Raw genomic sequence first — 25,449 nt, forward strand, 5'->3', positions numbered from 1 at the left:
AATTCACCGCGGCCCACCCCGCAGCCCGTCCGAGTCGCCGACCAGCTCCATCGCGTCGTCCAATTCGCGGATGTCGTCGGTGTTCCACGGCTGCGCCCAGCCCGCGACATCGAGAACTGCAGAGATCACCTGGCCAGTGAAGCCCCACACCAGCATCTGGTTCAACAGAAACGCCGGTCCGGCCCAACGGCGCCCCAGCGGGCCCCGGTACACCATCAGGCGGTTCGCCGGGTTGACGAAGGCCCGCACCGGGACCCGGGCCACGATCGCTGTTTCGGTGTCGTTGACAACGTCGACCGGGCCGGGATCCGGCGAGTAGGCCAACACGGGTACGACGTGGAAACGCGACGGCGCGATGAACGTCCGTTCCATGGTCGCCAGCGGATGCAGCCTGGTGACGTCGATCCCGGTCTCCTCGCGTGCCTCCCGCAAAGCCGTCGCGACCGGACCGTCGTCGCCAGGGTCGGCCGCACCGCCGGGGAAGGCGGCCTGTCCGGCGTGGTGGCGCAACGTCGAGGCCCGCACCGTCAGCAGCAGGTCGGCGTCGTCGGGCGGTCCACCGGCGGCCGGTGCGGATTGCGGACCCGAAAACAGCACCAAGACAGCGGCATCGCGCCCGCCGCCGGCGAGCGACGTCACCGACTTTGCCGCGGTCACCATCGCAAGAACGTCGGCAGGTAGCCGGCGCCGATACGCCTCCGGAATCTGGTCGACGTTGTCGATCAGCGGTTGCAACCACGTCGGCCCGGCGGCGGGGTTCAACTCGACCGTGCCCCGCTCATGGGTGGTCTCCGCCGCATTCACCGGTACCTCATGTGGTTCGTTCACCCCGCCTCACTCCCCGACCGCGGCCGCGATCTCTTCGGCGCTGCCAAAGGCCCGCGGCAGGGTCTGCGCAACGCTACCGTCCGGCCGTAGCACCACCGTCGCGGGCATCACGTTTGCCACTCGCAGCGCCGCCGCCACCCGGCGGCGGCCATCCTGCAGCGTCGGCAGCCGAACGCCCAATTCGGCCAATCGCAGCAGGGCGGCAGTTTCGTTCTCGTCCTGATGCACCGTCACCACCGTCACGTCGGATCCGACCCGACGTTGATACTCGGCCATCGCGGGCAGTTCGGCAGCGCAAGGCGCGCACCAGTACGCCCACAAGTTGATCACCACCCGTCGTCCGGCCAGCGCCTTCGCCACGTCTACGGCCGTACCGTCCGCCGCGCATTCGACCACCACCCCGCGCAGCGCCGCTATGCCGTCTCCAGAGCCGCTTCGAGAGCTGTCACTTGGGCAGGGCGCCAGGTCGGCCCGCTGCCGGGGCCCGGCCAAGGCTTCCGGGGTGTCGAGGTCGCGGTGTTCGCGTTGCACGGGCGCCTGGGTGGTCGCCGACGGCGCTGGTTCTTCGCGAAGTTCCGCGACCAGCGCCACCACCAGCGCGGCCACCACCACCAGGACCGCAATGGTCCAGCGGGTGGTGCCAGAAAGCTTCATGCCCGCGCGACTACGCGTGTTGATCGAGGCCGGCCAGGGCCAGCAGGTGATCGGTTTCCGGCCCTTGGACCAACGGCGCGGCCAGCAGCGGTTCGGTGGGACCGAGCCCATAAGACGGGCAGTCCTTGGCGAGAACACACACCCCGCAGGCGGGTTTACGGGCGTGGCAGACCCTGCGACCGTGGAAGATCACGCGATGGCTGAGCAAGGTCCATTCTTTGCGCTCGATCAGCTCCCCGACGGCGTGCTCCACCTTGACCGGGTCTTCCTCTTCGGTCCACCGCCACCGCCGGACCAGGCGCCCGAAATGGGTGTCGACGGTGATGCCGGGAATGTCGAACGCGTTGCCGAGGATGACGTTTGCGGTCTTGCGGCCGACACCGGGCAACGTCACGAGCTCAGCCATGGTTTTGGGCACCTCGCCGTCGAACCTTTCGACGAGTGCCTGCCCGAGTCCGATCAGTGAAGTCGCTTTGTTGCGGTAGAAGCCCGTCGGCCGAATCAGCGCCTCCAGCTCCTCGCGATCGGCCTGCGCGTAGTCCAGCGCCGTCTGATACTTGACGAACAACGGCGGCGTCGTCAGATTCACTCGTTTGTCGGTGCTTTGCGCCGACAAAATGGTGGCCACGGCAAGTTCGAGCGGCGAGGTGAAGTCCAGCTCGCAGTAGACGTGCGGAAATGCTTGCGCCAGGGCACGATTCATCCGCCGCGCCCGCCGGACCAAGCCGGTGCGGGTTTCGTTGGCGAAGCGCTTGGCGACGGCGTTTCCGATGGCGTTTGCGACCGGGGGGCTGGGCCGGGCCGGCTTTGCTTTACCGCGCCCGGACGACCCCCCAGACGACTTAGCCGCTGTCACCTACGACAGAGTACTGATTTCGTGATCTAGCTGAGACCCCGTCTTGATAGGAAGCCAGGTTTACTCTTTGGGTGCTGTGGTTGCTGGTGGCCTGCATTCCCTGGCTACTGATGCTGGCGACGCTCGGACTGGGGCGGCTGGAGAAGGTGCTTGCCCACGACCCCGCGCCCGCCGACGCTTTGCAACTCCCGGCAGCCACGCGGCCGGCGCTGACCGGACGGCATCACGCCGAGACGTCCTTCGCCGCCGACGTCTCCGGCCGCATCGAATCGGGTCTGCCCACCCGCATGCAAGGGCAATACCGGACGAACACGCAGTTTACGGTGATTCGACACGTTAATCGTGTGTAGCGTTGAGCAGGTCGTACCGGTTGGCCTACCTTTAGACTCGTGTCCGCCGTCACAGGTTGACCTGCCCGCATCTAATTCGTTGGAACATGAAGAGGTAAGAAGAGGCAACGTGGACGAGATCCTGGCAAGGGCCGGAATCTTTCAAGGGGTTGAGCCCAGCGCAGTCGCAGCACTGACCAAGCAACTTCAACCCGTTGACTTCCCCCGCGGACATACCGTTTTCGCCGAAGGTGAGCCGGGCGACCGGCTTTACATCATCGTCGCGGGCAAGGTGAAGATCGGTCGCCGGTCACCGGACGGTCGCGAGAATCTGTTGACGATCATGGGTCCGTCGGACATGTTCGGCGAGTTGTCGATCTTCGACCCCGGCCCCCGCACGTCCAGCGCGACGACCATCACCGAGGTCAGGGCGGTTTCGATGGACCGCGACGCGCTGCGGGCGTGGATCGCCGACCGGCCGGAGATCGCCGAACAGCTACTGCGGGTGCTGGCTCGCCGGTTGCGCCGCACCAACAACAACCTGGCCGACCTGATCTTCACCGACGTCCCCGGGCGGGTGGCCAAGCAGCTGCTGCAGCTCGCTCAGCGGTTCGGCACTCAGGAGGGCGGCGCGATGCGCGTCACCCACGACCTCACCCAGGAGGAGATCGCCCAGCTGGTGGGCGCCTCTCGGGAGACGGTGAACAAGGCACTGGCCGACTTCGCCCACCGCGGCTGGATCCGGCTGGAGGGCAAGAGTGTGCTGATCTCGGACTCCGAGCGCCTGGCCCGCCGCGCGAGGTAGGCGCCTGCCGATGGCAGGTTCGATGCCGGCCGCGTTCATCGGACACGGCAGCCCGATGAACGCACTCGAGGCCAACCGCTACACCGCCGCGTGGCGGGCGTTCGGCCGTCAGGTGCCCCGTCCCCGCGCCATCTTGGCGATCAGTGCGCACTGGTACATCAACGCGACGGCGATCACCGTGATGCCGCAACCCCGCACCATCCACGATTTCTACGGGTTCCCGTCCGAGCTTTTCGACGTCCAATACCCCGCCCCCGGCCTGCCCGAGCTGGCCGAGGAGGTCGCCGAGGTGGTCCATCCCACCTGGGTGGGCGCGGACGTGGACAGCTGGGGCATCGATCACGGCACCTGGTCAGTATTGGTGCACGCCTTTCCCGACGCATCGGTACCGGTGGTCCAGCTCTCGATCAACGCCGACAAGCCGCTCGACTACCACCTCGACTTGGGCGCGAAGCTGGCACCGCTGCGGGAGCGTGGCGTGCTGATTCTCGGCAGCGGGAACGTCGTGCACAATCTGCGCGCCATGCAGTGGGACCTGGGCGAGCATGGATACGACTGGGCCAGGCGGTTCGACGAGGACGCCAAAGCTCTGATCCTCTCCGACCCCGCCGACGTCGGGCGCCTCCGGGAGCACCCGGACTATCGGGCAGCGGTGCCGACACCGGACCACTTCATCCCGTGGTTGTACGTCGCGGGGCTGGCCAGCGTAGCCACCGACCAACTCGACGTGCTGGCGGACGGGTACGTCTACGGGTCGTTGTCGATGACCGCGTACACGCTCGGGTTGACGCCGGGCGAGGACGTGGGCGCCGATTCAGAGGTGCCGCCGCAGGCGCCATCGTTTCCTGCCGACGCCTCCAACATCTGAACTTCACCCGTGCCGAAGCGGCTCGCGACCTGGGGGGGATTCCACTGCAGCCGGTGAAGCCGGCTCCGGGACCGGCAGAGTCACGGCGTCGTCGCCGAGCGTGAACGACTGCCCGTGGTGGGTGAGCGTCAAGGACTGGCCAGAGTGCAACCGATAAGTGGCTTGCTGATCGCTCACCTCGACCGCCAAACACCTCCCGCGCCACAAGATGCGAAACGCCAGTCGGTTCAGCGCCGGAGGCAGCTGCGGCGCGAACGACAGTGCGTCACCGTGGTTGCGCATTCCGCCGAAACCGGCCACACACACCAGCCAGGACCCGGCAAGGGCCGCGATATGCAAGCCACTCGACACGTTGTCGTGCAGGTTGTGCAGATCGATAAACGCGGTTTCGGCAAGGTAGTCCAGGGCCAGCTGCAAGTGACCGACCTCGGCGGCCAGTATCGCCTGGCCGCACGCCGACAGCGACGAGTCCCGGACCGTCAATGCCTCGTAATAGCGGAAGTTTCGTTCCTTCTCCTGCGCGGTGAAGGCATCACCACGCAGGTACATCGCCATCGTGACGTCGGCCTGTTTGACTACCTGCTTGCGGTACAGCTCGAAGTACGGGTACCGCAGCAGCAGCGGATAATCCTCCTTCGGTGTCGCCGCAAAGTCCCACCGTCCTTGGCGGGTGAAGTTTTCGGCTTGCTCGTGCACACCCAACTCGGCGTTGTAGGGCAGCGTCATCCGATCGGCGCTGTCGCGCCAGCGGGCGGTCTCCTCGTCTCCAACTTCTAGCCGTTGTGCGATGTCGGGGCGTCGCTCACAGGCATCCGCGGCATCACGAAAGTTCTGCTGCGCCATCAGGTTTGTGAATAAGTTGTTATCCCCCAACGCGGAGTACTCGTCGGGCCCGGTGACGCCGTCGATGCGGAACTTCCCGGATGCGTCGCGGTGCCCGAGGCTGGCCCACAGCCGGGCGGTTTCCACCAAAAGCTCTACACCGCAATCTGTTTCGAACTCGGTATCGGCGGTGGCGGCAAGGTACTGTGCGGTGGCATAAGCGATGTCGGCGTTCACGTGCACTCCCGCCGTGCCCGCCGGCCAGTACGCGGAGCATTCCGCACCGTTAATGGTCCGCCACGGGAACATCGCCCCGTCATGACTCAATTCACGAGCGCGGTGTTTTGCCTTGTCCAACGTCGCATGCCGCCAGCGCAGCGCGTCGGCGGCGGCCTCGGGCATGGTGTGAGTAAGCATGGGCAGCACGAAAATCTCGGTATCCCAGAAGGAGTGCCCGTCATAACCGGGCCCGGTGAGCCCTTTGGCCGGAATCGGTCGACTCTCGCCGCGGGCACCGGCCTGCAGCACCTGAAAGAGCGCGTACCGTACCGCCTGCTGCAGTTCCGGGCAGCCGTCGATCTCGATATCGGCGTGCGACCAGAACTTGTCGAGGTAGTCACGTTGTCGTGCGAGCAGGTTCTGCCAGCCGGTCTGTTTGGCCTGGGCGAGCGCGGCGTCCACCTGCGCTCGCAGTGCCGGCACGGAGCGACGGCTTGACCATCCGTAGGCGACGTACTTCGTCAACCGCAGCACCTCACCTTTGGCCACATCGACCGCGATGGTCAGCCGCGCCAGATCTTCCTCCGCCCCGATGGTGACGTCGGCAGCTGAGCTCAGCTCCAAGTGATGATCCATCCCGGTGGCTACCCGCAGTCCCGAACGCTTGGTGTGATGTACCAGGACGGCCGAAAGGTCTTGTGCTGTAGCGAAATCAGCCGCTAGAGGCCGGTCGAGTGCGGCCGCGAGGCGCGGGTCGGCACCACCGGTTGGCACCGGTTCGTTGGCCAACAGGTCGGATTGCACAACCAGATCCAGATCGGCGTCCAGTGGTTCCACCTCGTAGCGGATTGCGGCCACCGCGCGCTGCGTGAACGACACGAGTCGCTCTGAGCGGATTCGCACCGAGCGCCCGGTCGGCGATGTCCAGACTGTGTCACGACGCAGAGTTCCGCTGCGAAAATCCAGTACCCGTTCGTGTTCGACCGCTCTGCTGTAGCGCATGTCCATCGGCGAGTCCTGAACGAACAGCCTGATGATGGTCCCATCGGTCACATTGACGACGGTCTGACCGTCTTCGGGATATCCGTATCCGCCTTCGGGATAAGGCAATTCGCGCTCTTCGTAGAACCCGTTGAGGTAGGTGCCCGGGGTACCGACCGGCTCGCCCTCGTCGAGGGTTGCGCGCACACCGATGTTCCCGTTCGACAGCGCAAATATCGATTCCATGTCGGCCAAGGACTCCAGATTCAGTCCGCACCAACGCAATTCCCACGGAGCGACATGGAATCCGGGTTCGCTGTAATTCTGGCTCATCCCGACAACCCTATGCGACCCCCTATGCGACGTGCCAAGGCCGCCGCGAGCCTCCCGACGCCGGCGGACCCGTCCGGCTTGTTCCGCAGATACCCGGGCGACCGGCGGTCAAACCGGTTACACCGGAAGGAACCGGGTATACGGCGCGCAGTCGTTGTCCGAGCGAGCCATGCCGAGGGAGTTATGGTCTTCTATCGTTTCCGCTGTCAATCCGGTTGTGGCACAACACAACTGATGTACACGATGAATGACCGTCCGGACGTCGTCGACTGTCCGGGATGCTCTGGTCCAGCCCATCGATTGATGGCCGCGCCGCACCTGGGCCGTTCCAGCGCGGCCATGGCCCTGCAAGATGCCACGCGATCCACCGCCGATCAGCCCGGTGTCGTCGGGCCGCCGCCGCCGACGGTCGGACGCCAACGGGTGAGCACGCATCCGCTGCACCGTACCCTGCCGCGGGATTGAGGCCACCTGAGATGCCGGAGCTCATCTTCCCCCTCGACTCGACCAAGAGATTCCCTGACCAGCAGATCGTCGGGCACAATCGCTGGCACCCCGACATCCCGGCGGCGGTGACCGTCAAACCGGGTGACTCCTTTCGAGTGCACTGTCGCGAATGGTTCGACGGGGACATCCACAACGACGATTCCGCCGAGGACATTCTTAACGCGCCGATGACCAAGGTGCACGCCTTGTCCGGGCCCATCGCCGTCGAGGGCGCCCGCCCTGGCGATCTGCTCATCGTGGACATCCTCGACCTCGGCCCGCTTCCGCAGGAAGACTCCGGGCCGTTGGCGGGACAGGGCTGGGGCTACACCGGAATCTTCGCCAAGAGCAACGGGGGCAGTTTCCTTGTCGAGCAGTTCCCGGATGCGTACAAGGCGGTCTGGGACTTCGCGGGAGAAAAGGCGACATCGCGCCACATTCCGGGTGTCGAGTTCACCGGCATCACCCATCCCGGACTGATGGCCACCGCTCCATCTGCGGACCTGCTGGCGAAGTGGAACAGCCGCGAGCGGGCGTTGATCGCGACAGATCCGGACCGCCTGCCGCCGCTGGCGCTGCCGCCGGATCCCGCCGACGCCGTCCTCGGCACCCTCGCCGGTGACGCATTCGAGCAGGTCGCGGCCGAGGCGGCCCGTACCGCCCCGCCGCGGGAGAACGGCGGCAACATGGACATCAAGAACCTGACCCGCGGCAGCCGAGTCTTCTTCCCGGTCTTCGTCGCCGGCGCCAACCTGTCGGTCGGCGACTTGCACTTCTCGCAAGGCGACGGCGAGATCACGTTCTGCGGCGGTATCGAAATGGGCGGGTTCCTCGACCTGCGGGTCGATATCCTCCCCGGCGGGATGGACACCTATGGAGTGAACGAGCACCCGATCTTCATGCCGGGCAACACTCAACCGCAGTACTCCGAGTGGCTGACATTCTCCGGAACCTCGGTCACCCTCGACGGCGAACAGCGGTATCTCGATTCGCAACTGGCTTACCAACGTGCATGTCTGCACGCCATCGCCTATCTGACGAAGTTCGGATACAGCCCGGAACAGGCTTACCTGCTGCTCGGTGCCGCCCCGATTGAAGGACGGTTCTCCGGAGTGGTCGATATCCCGAATTCCTGTGCGACAGTTTATCTTCCGACGGCAATCTTCGATTTCCCCATCACCCCGTCAGCGCGCGGGCCCGTGCAAATCGACCCCGGAATCGGGGCTCCGCACGCCGCGGCGTGACCCGCGATCGGCGCACGGCGCTCCCGACGCGAGGCAGGACTACCGAAGACCGGCGCCGCCCGGGCCCGCGGGCACGCCCTGGACGTAGCGGGCCGCCTCCGCGGCGTGGTTGCCCGTCACGCAGACGTCGTAACGTTGCGCCTCGAGCGTCTGAATGCTGGAGAAGTCGCGCTGGCCCCGCGTCGAGAAGTGGGCTACGAATCCGAACACCGCTCCCCAGAATGCGCCGATAGCCATCGCGATCAGCAACGTCCAGATCCACCACGGTCCCACCGTGAAGATCGCGAACAGCAGACCGATCAGCAAACCGAACCAGGCGCCGCTTCCCGCGCCGGCCAGCGCCGCCCTGCCGTTGGTCATTCGTCCGGTCACGTGCTCGATGGTGCGTACGCCGTCACCGACAATGCGCACGTGCTGAACCGGGAAGCCGCCGTCGGACATGCGGTCCACCAGTCGCTGGGCATCGATGTAGTTCTCGAACGTTGCGATGACTTGGCGTCCACCAGGCGAATCGCCCGTCACCTGGTAGTCGGGCGCACCAGTCGGGTTGACCATCAATAGCTCTTATCGTCGGCTTGGCTTCGTTTGGTCATAGGGACGGGTTAACCGGATTGCAGCGGCAAAAACGTCCCGGTCGGGTTTCGGTCGAGCCGTGCTGCGCAGGAACCGGGTTTTCGGATGCCGCCTAGGGTGGCGGCAGAGCGGGTACGGAATGGTCGAGACACAAATTAGAGAAAGAGCGGATAACCAAACGGATGAATGTTCCTGACTGGGTCTGGGGCGTGACCATTCTCGCCATCATCGGCCTGCTGGCGTTCGACTTCTTCTTCCATGTACGCAAGGCGCACATCCCGACGCTGCGCGAAGCCGCGGTGTGGTCGGCGGCTTACGTCGGCATCGCCGTGCTGTTCGGTGTCGGGGTACTGGTCTTCGGCGGCAACCAGGCGGGCGAGGAGTACTTCGCCGGGTACGTCACCGAAAAGGCGCTGTCCGTCGACAACCTGTTCGTCTTCCTGGTGCTCATCAGCGCGTTCCGGGTGCCACGCGAGGATCAGCAGAAGGTGCTGCTGTTCGGGATTGTGTTCGCCCTGATCGCTCGTACCGGCTTCATTTTTCTCGGCGCCGCACTGATCAACGCGTTCGCGTGGGTCTTCTATCTGTTCGGGCTGATCCTGCTGCTCACCGCCGGCAGCATCATCAAGCCGCACGACGCCGATTCCCGCAAAGCCGACAATCTCATCATCCGGATAGCCCGAAAGGTGATCCCCACAACCGACCACTACGACGGCGACAAGCTGTTCACCACGGTCGACGGCAAGCGGGCGATGACGCCGATGCTGCTGGTCATGGTGGCCATCGGTGGCACCGACATCCTTTTCGCGGTCGACTCGATCCCGGCCATCTTCGGTCTGACGCAGAACGTCTTCATCGTCTTCACCGCGACGGCGTTCTCGCTGCTCGGCCTGCGGCAGTTGTACTTCCTGATCGACGGCCTGCTGGACCGGCTGGTCTATCTCTCGTACGGCCTGGCCGCGATCCTCGCTCTTATCGGCGTGAAGCTGATTCTGCACGCTCTGCACGAGAACAACGTCCCGTTCATCAACGACGGCGAACCGGTGCCGGTTATCGAGGTCAGCACGTCGCTGTCGCTGTCGGTGATCGTCGGTGTTCTCGTGGTGACCGTCATCGTTTCGCTGCTCAGCCATGAAGGCAAAGCCACGACCGCCATCGCCAACGCCCGGCGGCACGCGACGGCCTATCTCGACTCCGAATACACCCACGATCCGGACGAGCGTGAACGCATCTTCCAAAAGTTACTCGATGAACGGGATCAGATCCTGGCGCTCGGACCGAAGTACCGCGAGCAGGTACGCGGTGAGCCGGCGCTGATCGACTTACTCGAACGCGCCGCCGCCAAGCACGACGAGGCGGTCGGGCGCGGCGAAGCCGCACCGCACGCCAGCAAGGGGTTGACCTCGTGACGGTGGTGCCCATTGTTTGATTGGTTGTTCGACGCACTCGGTCACTCGTGGTGGGCGTATCCGCTGATCTTCGCCTTCTGCGCGTTCGACGCGGTCCTGCCGATCCTGCCCAGCGAGACTGTGCTGCTCACCGGCGGCATCCTGGCCGCCGACGGCTCGATGATGCTGGGTTGGGTGATCGTGATGGCGGCCCTGGGCGGGTTTGTCGGCGACAACATCGCCTACCGCATCGGTCATTCGGCCGAAGACTGGGCTCGGCGCTGGATCGCGCGTGGCGAAAAAGGTCAGCGTGCCCTGGACTGGGCACATCGGGAACTGGACCGGCACGGCGGTCCGCTGGTGATCGTGGCGCGGTTCGTTCCGGGCGGTCGCACCGCGACAACGATCTCCTGCGGCGTGCTGCAGTTTCCGTACCGCCAGTTTCTGGTGTACGACGCGATCGGTTCGGTCTTGTGGGCGACGTTGAACACGATGATCGGCTTCGCCGGCGGCCACGCGTTCGACGACCGGCCACTGCTGGCGTTCGTGGTGTCGTTCGGTGTGGCGCTGGCCTTGGCGGGGACGATCGAATTGGTCAGGTGGTTGCGCAGACGCTCCAGGGCGCGGCAAAGCCAGGACTTTTCCGCCCACCCGTAACGCCGAGCTACTCCTGCGGCTCGTCTTCGGGCGGAACGGCGTTTGAGCGACGGCGCACGGACTTGGCAATGGCGTGGCCCGACGACGGCGAGCTCAACACCATGAATGCGATACCCAGCACCGCGAAGGTGATGATGGTGGCGTTCTCGGTGGCGATCGATGATGCGAGGATGGCGATCACCCCCGGTCCGGTGGCCAACCCTTGCGCGTGCAGCTGACTGTTGGTGTCGGGCAGGCGCAGCACGCCGTAGACGCTGATGGTGAGCAGCAGCAGGCCGGCGATCAGCAGGATCGCACCCAGAATGTCCAGTACTAGAGAAATCATTCGAACGGCCCTCCCGAGCCCAGATAGCGGGCAGCCGCGACGGTGGCGACGAAGGACAGCAACGCCAGTGCTACGGCCGCGTCCAGGTAGTAGGGCTGGTGGTGGTAGTAGCACAGCAACGCCAACAGCGACACCACCAGCGCTGCCAGCAGATCCAGGGCAACGACACGTTGGACGACGTCGCGGGCCCGCAGCAGCACCAGCCCACCGGCCACCAACAACAGAGTGTTCCAAACCAGGGCGACGACGAAAAGGACGTGCATCGTGGCGCTCACGGGAACACCCGCTGCTGAGCGCGCCGATAGGAGGCGAGTTGGGCACGTCGGACGGCATCGGGATCGCGCGCGTCCAGGACATGCAACAGCAGTTCGCCCTTGTCGTCGTCGACGTCGACGACGACGCTGTCCGGGGCCAAGCCGACCCGGATCGCCCAGGCCGTCGCCGAGCTGGCGATGTTCGGCTGGATCGGTATGGTCACCACGCCGGGCGCCATCGGCCGCAGGCCGAGGCAGCACCCGGCCACGTGCCAACTGCCGCGGGCCATATCGATCAGCGTGAAGATGACGAATGCCGGCAGCCCGGCGACTCGGCGCCATGCCGTCGTCCCCGGCGGACGCGTCGGACGTGCTTCGTCGCGGCTGGAGACAGCGCCGGCCCCGACGATCAGCGCCGAGAGAACCAGACCTGTCACGATGTCACCGGGCTTCAGACTGGTCAGCGCCAGCAGGTAAACGGCCGTAAGCGTCGCCACTCGGGCCAAGATGGCGATCATCCAAACCTCCCAATGAGCACATTGGCCGCGTCCTGGCTGAGTACCAGCAGGGGCTCTGCCCACAGGCCGACAGACAGGACAAGCGCCGCCAGCACGGTCACGAATACCCGGGTCGCCCGCGGGCTGACCACGTCGACCCGATCCTCGACGATCCAGAATTTGCGCTGATAGATCTGGAACATATAGATCAGCGACAACACGCTGCCTACCACCAGCACCACCACCAGCGCCGGGTTGTGCACCGCGATCGCGGCCCGGAACAGCTCGAGCTTGCCGATGAAACCCGCCGCGGGGGGAACCCCGGCCACGCTGAACGCCCCGATCACAAAGGCGGCCGCGACCAGCGGTCCGCGCAGGCCCGCCGCGAGGAAGAGCAAGCCCTTGTTCAGCGCGTTGACAACGCTGTACACCACCGCCGCGGACAGCCCGATGGGTCCGCCGACGCTCAGCGCAACGAGCACATAACCGACCTGCCCAATGGCCGAGTACGCCAGGGTCTCGCCGTCGTCACCGCGCGACACCGCAAGCACCCCGCCGTACAGGATCGAGGCGACGCCGAGCAGGACCAGCGCGGTCGCAGCGAACTGCAGCTCCTGCGCGAATAACCCGGCACCGAAGCGCAGCAGGCCGTAGCTGCCGATGTTGGCCACCGCGCCGCTGAGGATGGCGGCGACGGCGGGACGGGTCCCGGCGTACACCGTCGGCAGCCAGAAGTGGAACGGGAACAGGCCGAGTTTGACGCTGAACGCGACGAAGAATCCGACGGCGACCAGCATCGCGGCATTGGCCCCGACTGCGTCGATCCGCTTGGCGACGTCCGCCATCGCCAATGCCCCGGTAATCCGGTAGGTGCCTGCGACCGACAGCAGGAAGACAAACGAGCCGAGCAGGTTGACCGACGCGAAGATCAGCGCAGCCCGTAGCTGTCGCGGACGCTGACCGTAGGTGGTCAACGCGTACGAGGCCGTCATCGCGATCTCGAAGAAAACGTAGAAGTTGAACACGTCACCGGTGAGGAACAGCCCGTTCAATCCGGCGGCGAGCAGGACCACCAGTCCCGGGAAGGTACGCGTCTGCGCGCCGTTGACCGCTTCGTTCGCTGCCGCCGCGAGCAGCACGACGATCGACACCAGCGCGAAGGCGACACCCAGGGCGTCGGCGCGTAGCACGATGCCCACCCCGGCCGGCCATCCGCCGGTCACCACCTGCTGAGGTCCATGGCCCACCACGTGCGCGGTGAGGACGACCACCACCAGCAAAGTTGCCGCGAGCGCCGCCACACCCAGCCAGGACACCCAGCGGCGTCGGCCGTCGAGGGCGACCAGCACCGCGCCGGCCGCCCACGGCACCAAGAGTGCCAGCGACAAAAGCATCATCGGACCATCACGTCATCTCGTTCCGGTCCAGCTGCTCGTCGCGCCGCAGGCTTTCTTCGTGCTCGGCTTCTTGAGCGGCCAGTTCGCCGCGGCGCGAGGTCCCGAACATCTCGACGACGCGATGCACCAATGCGAGCAGCAATGCCAGTGTGGCCAGGCCGATAACCAGCGCGGTCAGCACTAGCGCCTGGGGCACCGGGTCGCTGACCGGACCGCCCGATCCCGGGCCGATCGGGGCCCGTCCCCGCGACATGCTGGCGCCGATGAGCGCCACGACTGCGCACTGCGAGATGAGTGCGACACCCACCACGATGCGGATCAAATCGTGCTGCAGCAGCAGATAGGCACCGGCGCCGAACAACACGGCAGCGGTGATGGCGAACGCGAGATTCATGGCACTTCCCCGCTTTCGGTGCGATCGTCGGCCGGATCTTCGATCTGGTAGTCCGGGTCGGCGAGTTGATGCACCAGCATGGTGAGCACGCCAATGACCAGGAAGAAGATTCCGAGGTCGAACAGCAGGGGGGTGAACAGTTCCAGAGAGCCGAAGTGGATCACGGGTTGACCGGCCGCCGGCCGATGGCTGAACAACGGCTCGTTCCACAGCAATGGGAAGAAGCCGACGGCCAGTGACAGCAGCAGGCCGCCGACCGCCACCCACGGCGAATACCGCAGTATCGGCAAGGTCCGTTCGGCGGAGCGGGCACCGAGACCGATGTAGCGCAGCGCGATCGCGAGCGCGACGACCACACCCGCGCCGAAGCCGTCGCCGGTGTCGCGGTATCCCTTCACAATCAGCGCCGCCGCCACCATCAGGCTCGGCCCCAACAGCAGGCGCGAAACGACTCGCAGGACAAGATCGCGCCGCCTCACCACAGCTTGCCCTTGCGTAGTAGCGCGGCCACGCCGACGACGGCAACCAGCAGCACCGTGATTTCGGCGAGGGTGTCCAGTCCGCGGAAGTCGGTGATGATCACCGTCACCACGTCCTCGCCATGGGCGCTGGGCGTCCGATTGATGTACTCCCCAGCCACGCTGGGGGCAGTGCTGGGGGCCGAGAGGAAACCCCAGACGGTGACGAAGGCCGCAAGTCCGGCCAAGCCGCCGGCGGCCAGGTTGCGCCGCCGGCGCCCAGTGTCATCCGGCATGGTGTCACCAGCGCGGACTTCGAGTTCTCCAGCCGCTCCGGGGCGGGGCAACCGGGCCAGCGCGCCGATGAAGACCAAGGTGATCATCGTCTCGACTACCACCGCTACCAACGCGATATCGGGTGCCCCGAAAAGCGCGTATACCGCGGCCAGGCCGAAGCCGACCACCGACAACGCCAACACCATGCCCACCCGCGCCGAGGCCCGGGCAACCGCCAATGTCGCGATAATGACCAGTCCCAGCAGCGGCAGGATCAACCAATCCACGTCGCCGACCGCGCCGAAGGTATAGGCACCGCTGATCGGTGTGACGGCAAACGAGATCCCGGTCAAAACCCCGGCCGGGACGAGCACCGCGGCGACACTGCTACGCAGGTCACGAACCTCCCGATGGTGGATCGCCGAAGAGAGCCGAGACAACGCCCGCAGGCTCCTGGTGTAGACCCGCAGCGGCCCGAACCGGCCGCCTACCCGTAACCACCACCGGGCCAGGCCATTTCGCAGCCGCGGCAACGCCAGCAGCACCGCGGCCAGCGTCCACGCACCCAGCGCCATCAGGTTTCCGGCCCGCGTGTCGAAGTGGTAGCCGGGCGACAGAGTCAGCTGCGACGCACTGGTCACGCTGCCCGCATCCGCGGCGAGACGACTGAACAGTTGCGGCATCACACCACCGACGACACCGATCCCGGCCAGGATCACGATCGGCGCGGTCAGTACGTGCGGTATTCGGCGCGGTTCGGCGCGCGTCGGTCCCAAAAACAGCAGCACCCAGAAGCGCCCGATGTAGGCCAGCGTCAGAGCGGCGGCCAGCACACCACATCCGGTGAGCAACGGCCCGGCGCCCGCGGCCGCTTCGAAGAAGAGCTCGTCTTTGAAGAAACCAACTGTCAACGGCAACCCGGCGAGGTTGGCCGCGGCCAGCGCCGCGGCCACCGCCAGCAGCGGTCTGCGCCGGCCCAGCCCACCGAGGCGCGACAATCGGTCCTGGTCGGTGGCCATCGTCGCCGCGCCGGCCGTCATGAACAACGCGCTCTTGGCCACGCCGTGCGCAAGGACATAGAACGCGGCAGCGCCGGCGCCGGCGCGGCCGCCGATGCCGTAGAGCATCACCACGTAGCCGTACTGCGAGATCGTGGAGTAGGCGAGCACCTGTTTGAGCACGTCCTGGCCCAGCGCGCTGATGCCGCCGACCACGATGGACGCCAGTCCCACCACCAGGACGCCGGTCAGCACGACCTGGCTGTGGGCCAGCAGTGGGTGCACCCGACCGAGCACCAGCACCCCGGCGGCGACCATAGCCGCCGAGTGCAGGTAGGCCGATACCGGCGTTGGAGCCGCCATCGCCTTGGGCAGCCAGAAGTGCAGTGGGACCTGCGCGCTCTTGGCCAGGGCTGCGACGGCGAGCAGCGCCGCGGCGGCCGTAGTGGTCGGTCCGGAATCGATCCGCTCGATCAGCTCCGGAAGCGAGAACGTGTGGTAGCGCGCGTACAGCAGTACCGCGGCCACCAGCAGGGCCACCGCGCTGGCCACGGTGACCAGCAGGGCCATCAACGCCGCCCGGCGGGCGTCCTGCTCGTCCTTGTCGAAACCGATCAAAAAGTAGGAGCAGATCGCGGTTATGTCGAAGAACACGAACAGCAACACCAGGTCCTGTGCCGTCGCGACGCCCACCATCGACATCGCGAACAGGACCATCCAGGGCCAAAATCGCCAGCGCTCCCGCGCCGGCCGGTGCTGATGCGACAGATGCAGGGACAGATAGCCGGTTCCGTAACAGAAGACCAGCGCGCCGACGCCGCAGGCCAGCATCGAATACAAGGCAGCCAGGCCGTCGTAACGGAAACTCAGGTGCATGTTGAGGCTCGGCACCCAGGGCAGACTGATCGAACCCCCGCCGTTAAGCCAGGCAACCAGACACACGCAGAACCCGAGGAGCGCAAGCGCCGCCGAAGCCCAGCCCTGCCAGTCCGCGGGCAGCGGTCGGCCCGACTCGCCGGGTGCTCCGGCGTTGGGGGATTCGGCCACGAAGACTCCTGTTCGGCGCGCTGTGTCCGCACACCAACGTATGTGTTCGCCTTCGGGTGCGCTCAGTTGGTGTCGTGTTCGGCCGGGTCGGTGGCGGTTTCGTCCGCGATGGCCCGCAACCGGGCAAGGTCGGCGGGATGCAGCCCCGGCGCGGTCGCCATCGCATCCATCAGGAGTTCGATCTGGTGGCGCAGTGCCGGAAGATGCTCCTCGCGTCCGATCGAGCGGGAGTGGTCGATCAGCATCCGCAATACCCGCAGCAAGGCAGTGACGACATGCGGTTGGCCGATGCCGGTCTGCCGGATCTGCTCGAATGCATGCGCGATGTACTCGTCGTGCGACAGGTCCCAGGGACGCAGCAGGATCCGCCCGTCAGACCCCGCCACTTCCGAGTGCGGCAAATCCGCGCTGAGTAGCGTGCGCATGATGCTGCCGAGGCGCAGCACCACCTCGGTCGCCGTGGTGGGGTCGTTGATCGCCGAACTAAGCGCGCGCAGCGCCACGTCGACCAATTGTCTGATGCCGAAGTCGATGTCTTGCTGCATCGTGCGCACGTCGGCGATCTCTACGGTCGACAACAGCTTGTCCTCGACCCGTCGCGGATCACCTGGCACCGGCCATACCGTCATCAGGATTTCGTCCCGGTGGATGTAGGCACCCGTCCGGGTCTCTAAACGCACCACCGTCGAGGGCGGCACGGCACCGAGGATGTACTTGCTCGGTGCCTGAGTCACCCAACCGTCGGACATTGCGTGCACCATAAGTCGCTCTGAAGGCACCGACGTCACCGCGGACGGAGCGTGCTTCTCGTTCTTGGTCTGGCGCCCGATGACTTCGATGACGTCGTCGGCTTCGGCGGCGATGGTCCGAACCACCTCACCCACCTGCAGCCCGCGCGCCAACCGGTCCAGGTAGGCGATGATCAACAGCACCGTCGTCACGGTCAGGACGATCGCGAGCGTCATCGATATCCGCGGTGCGCTGGCGTTGGCATCCCCATTGATATGGCGCAGCACCAGCACACAGAAGACGAACGTCGCCACCAGCATGCCGATCACCGTTTGGCTGAGGCGGTTACGGATGAACGAGCGCATCACCCGCGGGGAGAACTGACTGCTGGCCAGTTGCAGACTCACCACGGTCAACGAGAACACCACCCCGGCGGTAGTGATCATCGCGCCGGCGACCGTACTGAGCAGCCAGGTGGCGGCGTTGGTGTTCATCTCGACGGTGAACGGAAGCTGGGTTTCGGCGCCGAGGGCCCGGTCGATGTAGGCCGTCGTCTCGGCCAGCGCGCCACCGCCGAGCACCACCAGTGTGGGTAACTCGAACAGGCTTTCCCGAAATTGGTAGCGCCCGGTGGCGAGCCGCAGCGCCGGCGTAAGTTCGACACGTCGCTTCATGGCGGCACCTTCCGTCCCGCTTCAATCCCGGCGCAGATAGTCCAGCTGTACCTGAACCGACCATTCGGCAGCATCCCAGAGCTTCTCGTCGACATCGGTATAGACGTGTTCGACGACCTGCCGGACGCTTGCGTCCTCACCGAGAGCACGCAGTGCCGAACGCACCTGCTCCAACCGTTTCTGGCGGTGCACCAGGTAACCCTGGGTGACGTCGTCCAGGTTCGGCAGGTCCGGCCCGTGCCCGGGCAACACGGTGCGCCGTCCCAGCCCGCGGAGCCGCTGCAGTGTTTCCAGGTAGTCGGTCAGGTTGCCGTCTTCTTTGTCCATCACGGTGGTGCCGCGACCCAACACTGTGTCGGCGGTCAGCACCGCGTCCTCGAGCAGGAACGACAACGAATCGGCGGTGTGGCCGGGCGTAGCGATCACTTTGATTTTCAACCCGGCGGCGTCGATCACTTCGCCGTCGACCAAGTGGCCGCCCAAGCCGCGCAGGAAACCGCTGCCCGCCGAGCGCACCGTCGCGCCGGTCAGTTCGACCAGCTTGTCGATGCCGTCGGTGTGGTCGGGGTGGCGGTGACTGATCAACACCAACGTGATGCGGCCCAGCGCGGCAACCCGCGCAATGTGCTCGTCGTCATCGGGTCCGGGATCGACGATCACCAACTCATCGCTGCGCGGGCCGCGCAGCACCCAAGTGTTGGTGCCCTCGAGCGTCATCAACCCGGGGTTGTCGGCCAACAGCACCGATGCCGTGTCGGTGACAGGCCGCAACTGACCGTAGGCGGGATGCGTCAGCGCTGCCTCGGTCACGGCCGTTACCCGACCTCCACGATCAACTCGACCTCCACCGGAGCGCCCAGGGGCAGCTCGGCGACGCCGACGGCCGAGCGCGCGTGGGCACCTCGGTCGCCGAAGACCTCGGCGAGCAGGTCCGAAGCCCCGTTGACGACACCGGGTTGACCATGGAATTCCGGCCCGGAGGCAACGAATCCGACCACCTTGACCACCTGGGTCACCGAGTCCAGACCCACCAGCGAGTCGATCGCGGCCAGCGCGTTGAGCGCGCACGTCCGCGCCAGCGCCTTGCCCTGTTCGGGTGTGACGTCAGCGCCCACCTTGCCGGTGGTGTGCAACTTGCCGTCCACGAACGGCAGCTGACCCGCGGTGTAGACGAGATTGCCGGTGCGCACCGCGGGCACGTAGGCCGCCAGCGGGGCAACCACTTGCGGGAGTTCGAGGCCGAGTTCGGCCAGTCGGGCTGTCGCGCTTTCCGAGGCGCTCATCAACCCTGCTTCGGGCGTTTCAAGTAGGCGACGTGCTGTTCGCCGGTCGGTCCGGGCAGTACCGCCACCAGTTCCCAACCATCGGCGCCCCACTGGTCGAGGATCTGCTTGGTGGCGTGTGTGAGCAGCGGAATCGTCGCGTACTCCCATGCGGTGGGTTGGGTCATGCCGCGAGCTTATCGGCCAAACCGCAACGGCTAGCATGCGATGGTGGCAAACACATCGAGCGGCGGCGCATCGGTCGGGTGGCCCTCGCGCTTGTCCAAGGCCCGCCTGCATTTCGTGACCGGCAAGGGCGGCACCGGAAAGTCGACGATCGCGGCGGCGCTGGCGTTGGCCCTCGCCGCGGGGGGACGGAAAGTTCTTCTGGTCGAAGTTGAAGGGCGCCAAGGGATTGCGCAACTCTTCGACGTCCCGCCGCTGCCCTACAAGGAACTCAAGATCGCGACCGCCGAACGTGGTGGTCAGGTCAACGCGCTGGCCATCGACATCGAAGCCGCGTTCCTGGAATACCTGGACATGTTCTACAACCTCGGGATCGCCGGGCGCGCGATGCGCCGCATCGGCGCCATCGAGTTCGCGACGACGATCGCGCCCGGCCTGCGCGACGTGCTGCTGACCGGCAAGATCAAGGAGACGGTCATCCGGGTCGACAAGAACCGACTGCCGCTCTATGACGCGATCGTCGTCGACGCGCCTCCGACGGGCCGTATCGCGCGCTTCCTGGACGTCACCAAGGCGGTGTCGGACCTGGCCAAGGGCGGGCCGGTGCATTCCCAGGCCGAGGGTGTGGTCAAGCTGCTCCACTCCGACCAGACCGCGATCCATCTGGTGACGCTGCTGGAAGCGCTCCCGGTACAGGAGACCCTGGAAGCGATCGAGGAACTCGCCGAGATGGAACTGCCGATCGGCAGCGTGATCGTCAACCGCAATATCCCGGCCTATCTCAATTCCGACGATCTGGCCAAGGCAGCCGAGGGCGTGGTGGATGCGGACTCGGTGCGCTCCGGTTTGGCGCTGGCCGGGATCGAGTTGGCGGACGAGGATTTTGCGGGCCTGTTGACCGAAACGATCGAGCACGCCACCCGGATCTCGGCGCGCTCGGAAACCGCGCAACAACTGGACTCCTTACAGGTCCCCCGGCTGCAGTTGCCGACGATCTCCGACGGCGTCGATTTGGGCAGCCTGTACGAACTCTCCGAAGTACTTGCGCAGCAAGGGGTTCGATAGTTATGACGCATCCGCACAAACCGAAAACCCTTGACATGTCGGCCATTTTGGCCGATACGTCCAATCGCGTGGTGGTGTGCTGCGGCGCGGGCGGCGTCGGCAAGACCACCACTGCCGCGGCGATCGCGCTGCGGGCGGCCGAATATGGGCGCACCGTAGTGGTTTTGACCATCGACCCGGCAAAGCGGCTCGCACAAGCGTTGGGGGTCAACGATCTTGGCAACACGCCACAACGGGTGCCGTTGGCGCCGGAGGTTCCTGGTGAGCTGCACGCGATGATGCTCGACATGCGCCGCACCTTCGACGAAATGGTGGTGCAGTACTCGGGATCCGATCGGGCGCAATCGATTCTGGACAACCAGTTCTACCAGACCGTCGCCACGTCGCTGGCTGGCACGCAAGAGTACATGGCGATGGAGAAGCTGGGTCAGCTGCTGGCGCAGGACCGCTGGGACCTGGTGGTGGTGGACACTCCGCCGTCGCGCAACGCGCTGGACTTCCTGGACGCTCCCAAACGCCTGGGCAGCTTCATGGACAGCCGGTTGTGGCGGCTGCTGCTCGCTCCCGGGCGCGGTATCGGGCGGTTGGTCACCGGCGCGATGGGCCTTGCCATGAAGGCGATGTCGACCATCCTGGGTTCGCAGATGCTGGGCGACGCGGCGGCATTCGTGCAGTCGCTGGACGCGACGTTCGGCGGATTCCGCGAGAAGGCGGACCGCACCTATGCCTTGCTGAAGCGGCGCGGCACTCAGTTCGTCGTCGTTTCGGCCGCCGAACCCGACGCGCTGCGAGAAGCTTCCTTCTTCGTCGACCGACTGTCGCAAGAAGGGATGCCACTGGCCGGCCTGGTCCTGAACCGCACCCACCCGACGCTGTGCTCGTTGCCAGTGGAGAGCGCCATCGATGCCACCGAGAAACTCGAGTCCGAGGGATCGGAGGCCGCTTCCTTGGCTGCCGCCGTGCTGCAGATCCACTCGGATCGGGCACAGACAGCGAAGCGGGAGATCCGGCTACTGTCGCGATTCACCGGGGCCAACCCGCATGTGCCCGTGATCGGGGTGCCGTCGCTGCCATTTGACGTGTCGGACCTCGAAGCGCTCCGCGCCCTGGCCGACCAGATCACGTCGGCCTGATCCCGGCGCGCGCCTGTCAAAACCGCCGTGACCTGCGGTGATTGGCGTCGTGTCTGCGATTTATTGACGCGCATTCAACGCCGCCCCTAAACAACATCCGCATCTGCAGTCTCAGAAAACCCTCTGACCTGCAAAAATATCCGTCGCCAAATAGCTCGCCCGGCTAACCTGTAACAGAAAAGTAATGATGAGTGCAGCCATTTCGGGCGCGGGCACGGCAACTTGGTAGCCAGTCCGATCCGTAGTCGGATAGACGCGTCGGACGCCGGCCGGTCCTGCCCGGCCAACCCTTCGCCGCACTGTCACCGCGCTGGGTGCCGTAATGCTGCGACCAGCGACGATACCGCCCAACGCAGCCGCTATTAGACGCAATTTAATGGCGGTTCGAACCAGGCTCAAATCAGACACCCGTCCAGCCGCCAAAAAACGCCCGCTGACCAGCACAAACACCAAGAATCGAGAATTACGGCCAGCTAAGCTGTAACGAAAAAGTAATGAGAAGCGCGCCCTCGCGGGACCGGAAACAGACTGGAATCAGACGATATTGCGACGCTTGCGCTTGTCCAGGTAGTCCTGCCAGGAGACCACCTCTGGGTGCTGCTTGAGCAGCGCGCGGCGCTGACGCTCGGTCATACCGCCCCAAACACCGAACTCGACTTTGTTGTCCAGCGCGTCAGCGGCGCATTCCTGCATGACCGGGCAGTGGCGGCAGATGACAGCGGCTTTCCGCTGGGCCGCTCCACGTACGAACAGCTCGTCGGGGTCCGCGGTCCGGCAGAGCGCTTGCGAAACCCAGGTGATGCGCTCTTCGGCATCGACGCTGCGGAGCAAGTTACCTGTGGACGTGAGGTTGGTCCTTCGAGCGCCCGGACGCGTTCCTGACACGAGCTGATCCCTTCCTTCCGGCCGCCGACCTTCCTGATCGGCGAGACCGCCCTCCTCGGGCACCAGCCGATGCGAAATGGAGCACACTGTGCACATCGGTGTTACCTGAATCTCACTGCGTATATAAGTTAGAAGGTCGGGTGGCAATTGCGCAACAGTCCGATAACGCTTTTTCTGGGACGTGCGTCCCGCCTTGCGGCAAGCGGCCGGGGGATATGCGCCTCGCTTGTCTGTTTCGAGGCCTCTGACCAGTAGCATCGCGCCAATCGCGGGTCGGCCCGTCGAAGGCAAAGCTGTTCTACACCTGCCAAAGAATTTTTTCTAGAACGCGCGGCTCGGCGGCAATACGAGGGGTGGTTACTGTAGTACGCATGCCCGAGCGTCCCCCGGTAGCACTCACCCTGCTGAAGCTTGCCGGCTTCTGTGTGCTCGCCAGCGTCGTGGCCACCGCCCTTATGTTCCCGTTCGCCGGCGGCATCGGCCTGATGTCCAACCGCGCCTCAGAGGTGGTGGCCAACGGCTCGGCGCAGCTGCTGGAGGGACAGGTCCCCGCGGTGTCGACGATGGTCGACGCGAAGGGCAACACGATCGCGTGGCTGTATTCCCAGCGTCGCTTCGAGGTTCCCTCCGACAAGATCGCCAACACTATGAAACTGGCGATCGTCTCCATCGAGGACAAGCGGTTCGCCGACCACAACGGGGTGGACTGGAAAGGCACATTGACCGGTCTGGCCGGTTACGCCTCCGGGGATGTCGACACCCGAGGTGGCTCGACCATCGAGCAGCAGTACGTCAAGAACTACCAGCTGCTGGTCACCGCCCAGACCGACGCGGAGAAGCGCGCGGCGGTGGAAACCACGCCGGCGCGCAAGCTGCGCGAGATCCGGATGGCGCTCACGCTGGACAAGACCTTCACCAAGCCCGAGATTCTGACCCGCTACCTGAACCTGGTGTCGTTCGGCAACAACTCGTTCGGTATCCAAGACGCCGCGCAGACCTACTTCGGCGTCAACGCAATCGACCTGAACTGGCAGCAGGCCGCGCTGCTGGCGGGCATGGTGCAGTCGACCAGCGCGTTGAACCCCTACACCAATCCCGAGGGCGCGCTGGCCCGGCGAAACCTGGTGCTGGACACCATGATCGAGAACATCCCCGCCGAGGCTGATGCGCTGCGCGCGGCGAAGGCCCAGCCGTTGGGGATCCTGCCGCAGCCCAACGAGCTGCCACGCGGCTGCATCGCGGCCGGTGACCGGGCCTTCTTCTGCGACTACGTCCAGGAGTACCTGTCGCGCGCCGGTATCAGTAAGGAACAGGTCGCCCGGGGCGGCTACCTGATCCGCACCACGCTGGATCCCGACGTGCAGATTCCGGTGAAGGCGGCAATCGATAAGTTCGCTCCCCCGACACTGTCCGGCATCTCCAGCGTCATGAGCGTGATCCTGCCCGGGAAGACATCACACAAAGTTGTGGCGATGGCCAGCAACCGTAAGTACGGGCTGGATACCGAGGCCGGCGAAACCATGCGGCCCCAGCCGTTCTCCCTGGTCGGCGACGGTGCCGGGTCGATCTTCAAGCTCTTCACCACCGCTGCTGCCATGGACATGGGCATGGGCATCAACGCCAACCTGGACGTACCACCGCGGTTCCAGGCCAAAGGCCTGGGCAGCGGCGGCGCCAAAGGCTGCCCGAAGGACACTTGGTGCGTGGTCAACGCCGGAAATTACCGGGGTTCGATGAACGTGACCGACGCGCTGGCCACGTCGCCCAACACGGCGTTCGCCAAGCTGATCTCGCAGATCGGGGTGTCGCGGGCGGTCGACATGGCCATCAAGTTGGGTCTGCGGTCCTACGCCAATCCCGGCACCGCGCGCGATTACAACCCCGATAGCAACGAAAGCCTGGCCGACTTCGTCAAGCGGCAGAACATCGGCTCATTCACCCTCGGCCCCATCGAGGTCAATGCGCTGGAGCTGTCAAATGTCGCGGCCACGCTGGCATCCGGTGGGATGTGGTGCCCGCCCAACCCGATCGACAAGCTGATCGACCGCAACGGCAACGAGGTCGCCGTCACGACCGAAACCTGCGAGCAGGTGGTCCCGGAGGGTCTGGCCAACACTCTTGCCAACGCCATGAGCAAGGACGCGGTGGGCAGCGGCACCGCGGCCGGTTCGGCCGGAGCGGCCGGCTGGAACCTTCCGGTGTCGGGCAAGACCGGTACCACAGAGGCACACCGGTCCTCCGGCTTCGTGGGTTTCACTAACCGCTATGCGGCGGCCAATTACATCTATGACGACTCCCCCTCGCCAACGGACCTGTGTTCGGCACCGCTGCGGCACTGCGGTAGCGGCGACCTGTACGGCGGCAACGAGCCCGCCCGCACGTGGTTCACCGCACTTCAACCGATCGCGAACAACTTCGGCGACGTGCACCTGCCGCCCACCGACCCGCGGTACGTGGAGGGTTCGCCCGCCGGGCGGGTGCCCAGCGTGGCCGGTCTGGACGTCGACCAGGCCCGCCAGCGCCTTCGGGACGCCGGTTTCCAGGTCGCCGACCAGCCCAACTCGGTCAACAGCAGCGCCAAGTACGGAGAGGTCGTCGGCACCTCACCAAGCGGCCAGACGATCCCGGGTTCGATCGTGACGATTCAAATCAGCAACGGCATCCCGCCGCCACCTCCGCCCCCGCCGGACGCTGGTCTGCCACCGGAGGTAGTCGGGTCGCAGGTGGTCGAGATTCCCGGTTTGCCGCCGATCACAATTCCGCTGCTGGCGCCTCCACCACCGGCCGCACCGCCTCCGTAAGCCTGGTACGCGCAGTAAACTGCCT

Annotated in this window: 27 protein-coding genes; 10 read left to right on the plus strand and 17 right to left on the minus strand. The window is 65.6% G+C overall.

Annotation, left to right across the window (positions count from 1 at the left end; genetic code table 11):
* Positions 1–3 precede the first annotated feature (3 nt).
* Genes A5634_RS01690 through nth form a run of 3 tightly spaced genes read right to left on the minus strand, consistent with a single transcriptional unit; the run spans position 4 to position 2,185 of the window.
* Positions 4–828, minus strand: a complete 825-nt coding sequence (locus A5634_RS01690; protein WP_065142353.1) for an NUDIX hydrolase — start codon at positions 826–828, stop codon at positions 4–6.
* A gap of 6 nt (positions 829–834) precedes the next feature.
* Positions 835–1,482: a TlpA family protein disulfide reductase gene (locus A5634_RS01695; protein ID WP_065142354.1), complete on the minus strand. Its 648-nt coding sequence runs from the start codon at positions 1,480–1,482 to the stop codon at positions 835–837.
* Positions 1,483–1,492: 10 nt separating this feature from the next.
* Entirely contained in the window at positions 1,493–2,185 is a 693-nt protein-coding gene (nth, locus tag A5634_RS01700; protein ID WP_155769308.1) for an endonuclease III, read from the minus strand.
* Positions 2,186–2,448: 263 nt separating this feature from the next.
* On the opposite strand from nth, the gene A5634_RS30230 reads away from it, so the two are divergent.
* From A5634_RS30230 to ygiD, 3 genes are all read left to right on the plus strand, one after another.
* On the plus strand, positions 2,449–2,688 hold the full coding sequence (locus A5634_RS30230) for a hypothetical protein (protein ID WP_437339932.1): 240 nt from the start codon (positions 2,449–2,451) through the stop codon (positions 2,686–2,688).
* Between the two features lie 109 nt (positions 2,689–2,797).
* Complete coding sequence (gene crp / locus A5634_RS01710; RefSeq protein WP_036362963.1) at positions 2,798–3,472, plus strand: cAMP-activated global transcriptional regulator CRP; 675 nt, start codon at positions 2,798–2,800, stop codon at positions 3,470–3,472.
* Between the two features lie 22 nt (positions 3,473–3,494).
* Positions 3,495–4,340 (plus strand): 4,5-DOPA dioxygenase extradiol, encoded by an 846-nt coding sequence (gene ygiD, locus A5634_RS01715; RefSeq protein WP_065142405.1) that lies wholly within the window; start codon positions 3,495–3,497, stop codon positions 4,338–4,340.
* A 3-nt stretch (positions 4,341–4,343) separates the two neighbouring features.
* On the opposite strand, the gene A5634_RS01720 is transcribed toward ygiD, so the two are convergent.
* Entirely contained in the window at positions 4,344–6,695 is a 2,352-nt protein-coding gene (locus A5634_RS01720; protein ID WP_065142356.1) for a glycoside hydrolase family 65 protein, read from the minus strand.
* A 243-nt stretch (positions 6,696–6,938) separates the two neighbouring features.
* Here A5634_RS01720 and A5634_RS27920 point away from each other — a divergent pair, with 243 nt between their 5' ends.
* Together A5634_RS27920 and fmdA are read left to right on the plus strand one after the other, a co-directional pair.
* Entirely contained in the window at positions 6,939–7,160 is a 222-nt protein-coding gene (locus tag A5634_RS27920) for a zinc ribbon domain-containing protein (protein ID WP_155769299.1), read from the plus strand.
* A gap of 11 nt (positions 7,161–7,171) precedes the next feature.
* Complete coding sequence (fmdA, locus tag A5634_RS01730; protein WP_065142357.1) at positions 7,172–8,425, plus strand: formamidase; 1,254 nt, start codon at positions 7,172–7,174, stop codon at positions 8,423–8,425.
* Positions 8,426–8,464: 39 nt separating this feature from the next.
* Here fmdA and A5634_RS01735 read toward each other — a convergent pair whose 3' ends face one another.
* Entirely contained in the window at positions 8,465–8,980 is a 516-nt protein-coding gene (locus tag A5634_RS01735) for a general stress protein (protein WP_065142358.1), read from the minus strand.
* A 200-nt stretch (positions 8,981–9,180) separates the two neighbouring features.
* Here A5634_RS01735 and A5634_RS01740 point away from each other — a divergent pair, with 200 nt between their 5' ends.
* Complete coding sequence (locus A5634_RS01740) at positions 9,181–10,407, plus strand: TerC family protein (protein WP_065142359.1); 1,227 nt, start codon at positions 9,181–9,183, stop codon at positions 10,405–10,407.
* 12 nt (positions 10,408–10,419) lie between these two features.
* Positions 10,420–11,043, plus strand: a complete 624-nt coding sequence (locus tag A5634_RS01745; RefSeq protein WP_065142360.1) for a DedA family protein — start codon at positions 10,420–10,422, stop codon at positions 11,041–11,043.
* A gap of 7 nt (positions 11,044–11,050) precedes the next feature.
* Here the strand turns inward: A5634_RS01745 and A5634_RS01750 are convergent, their stop codons facing one another.
* From A5634_RS01750 to A5634_RS27925, 11 genes are all read right to left on the minus strand, one after another.
* A complete protein-coding gene (locus A5634_RS01750; RefSeq protein WP_065142361.1) occupies positions 11,051–11,368 on the minus strand; it encodes a cation:proton antiporter in 318 nt (105 codons plus the stop codon).
* On the minus strand, positions 11,365–11,643 hold the full coding sequence (locus A5634_RS01755) for a monovalent cation/H+ antiporter complex subunit F (protein WP_216638701.1): 279 nt from the start codon (positions 11,641–11,643) through the stop codon (positions 11,365–11,367). Before A5634_RS01755 ends, A5634_RS01750 begins: the two co-directional genes overlap by 4 nt.
* The gene (locus A5634_RS01760; protein WP_065142362.1) at positions 11,640–12,140 is read right to left on the minus strand and encodes a Na+/H+ antiporter subunit E; all 501 of its coding nucleotides are present in this window, start codon (positions 12,138–12,140) and stop codon (positions 11,640–11,642) included. The genes A5634_RS01755 and A5634_RS01760 overlap by 4 nt, the downstream gene beginning before the upstream one ends.
* Entirely contained in the window at positions 12,137–13,516 is a 1,380-nt protein-coding gene (locus A5634_RS01765; protein ID WP_065142363.1) for a complex I subunit 5 family protein, read from the minus strand. The genes A5634_RS01760 and A5634_RS01765 overlap by 4 nt, the downstream gene beginning before the upstream one ends.
* A 7-nt stretch (positions 13,517–13,523) precedes the next feature.
* Positions 13,524–13,910, minus strand: a complete 387-nt coding sequence (locus A5634_RS01770) for a sodium:proton antiporter (RefSeq protein ID WP_065142364.1) — start codon at positions 13,908–13,910, stop codon at positions 13,524–13,526.
* Complete coding sequence (locus tag A5634_RS01775) at positions 13,907–14,389, minus strand: MnhB domain-containing protein (RefSeq protein ID WP_155769300.1); 483 nt, start codon at positions 14,387–14,389, stop codon at positions 13,907–13,909. The genes A5634_RS01770 and A5634_RS01775 overlap by 4 nt, the downstream gene beginning before the upstream one ends.
* The gene (gene mbhE, locus A5634_RS01780; protein ID WP_065142366.1) at positions 14,386–16,689 is read right to left on the minus strand and encodes a hydrogen gas-evolving membrane-bound hydrogenase subunit E; all 2,304 of its coding nucleotides are present in this window, start codon (positions 16,687–16,689) and stop codon (positions 14,386–14,388) included. Before mbhE ends, A5634_RS01775 begins: the two co-directional genes overlap by 4 nt.
* A 62-nt stretch (positions 16,690–16,751) precedes the next feature.
* Positions 16,752–18,092 carry a DUF2254 domain-containing protein gene (locus A5634_RS01785; protein ID WP_065142367.1) on the minus strand — a complete coding sequence of 447 codons (1,341 nt, stop codon included), beginning with the start codon at positions 18,090–18,092 and terminating at the stop codon, positions 16,752–16,754.
* A gap of 21 nt (positions 18,093–18,113) precedes the next feature.
* Positions 18,114–18,902, minus strand: coding sequence for an MBL fold metallo-hydrolase (locus A5634_RS01790; RefSeq protein WP_065142368.1), 789 nt, complete (start codon positions 18,900–18,902; stop codon positions 18,114–18,116).
* Positions 18,903–18,907: 5 nt separating this feature from the next.
* Positions 18,908–19,375 (minus strand): RidA family protein, encoded by a 468-nt coding sequence (locus tag A5634_RS01795; protein ID WP_065142369.1) that lies wholly within the window; start codon positions 19,373–19,375, stop codon positions 18,908–18,910.
* Positions 19,375–19,542 (minus strand): DUF4177 domain-containing protein, encoded by a 168-nt coding sequence (locus tag A5634_RS27925; protein WP_155769301.1) that lies wholly within the window; start codon positions 19,540–19,542, stop codon positions 19,375–19,377. The genes A5634_RS01795 and A5634_RS27925 overlap by 1 nt, the downstream gene beginning before the upstream one ends.
* 40 nt (positions 19,543–19,582) lie before the next feature.
* Here A5634_RS27925 and A5634_RS01800 point away from each other — a divergent pair, with 40 nt between their 5' ends.
* Complete coding sequence (locus tag A5634_RS01800; protein ID WP_065142370.1) at positions 19,583–20,605, plus strand: ArsA family ATPase; 1,023 nt, start codon at positions 19,583–19,585, stop codon at positions 20,603–20,605.
* Positions 20,606–20,607: 2 nt separating this feature from the next.
* Positions 20,608–21,738: an ArsA family ATPase gene (locus tag A5634_RS01805; protein WP_155769302.1), complete on the plus strand. Its 1,131-nt coding sequence runs from the start codon at positions 20,608–20,610 to the stop codon at positions 21,736–21,738.
* Positions 21,739–22,272: 534 nt separating this feature from the next.
* Here A5634_RS01805 and A5634_RS01810 read toward each other — a convergent pair.
* A complete protein-coding gene (locus A5634_RS01810) occupies positions 22,273–22,623 on the minus strand; it encodes a WhiB family transcriptional regulator (RefSeq protein WP_065142409.1) in 351 nt (116 codons plus the stop codon).
* Between the two features lie 371 nt (positions 22,624–22,994).
* Here A5634_RS01810 and ponA2 point away from each other — a divergent pair, with 371 nt between their 5' ends.
* Positions 22,995–25,424 (plus strand): transglycosylase/D,D-transpeptidase PonA2, encoded by a 2,430-nt coding sequence (ponA2, locus tag A5634_RS01815; RefSeq protein ID WP_065142371.1) that lies wholly within the window; start codon positions 22,995–22,997, stop codon positions 25,422–25,424.
* The last annotated feature ends 25 nt before the right edge of the window (positions 25,425–25,449 follow it).

The sequence above is a fragment of the Mycobacterium asiaticum genome, assembly GCF_001673365.1.
Lineage (GTDB): Bacteria > Actinomycetota > Actinomycetes > Mycobacteriales > Mycobacteriaceae > Mycobacterium > Mycobacterium asiaticum_A.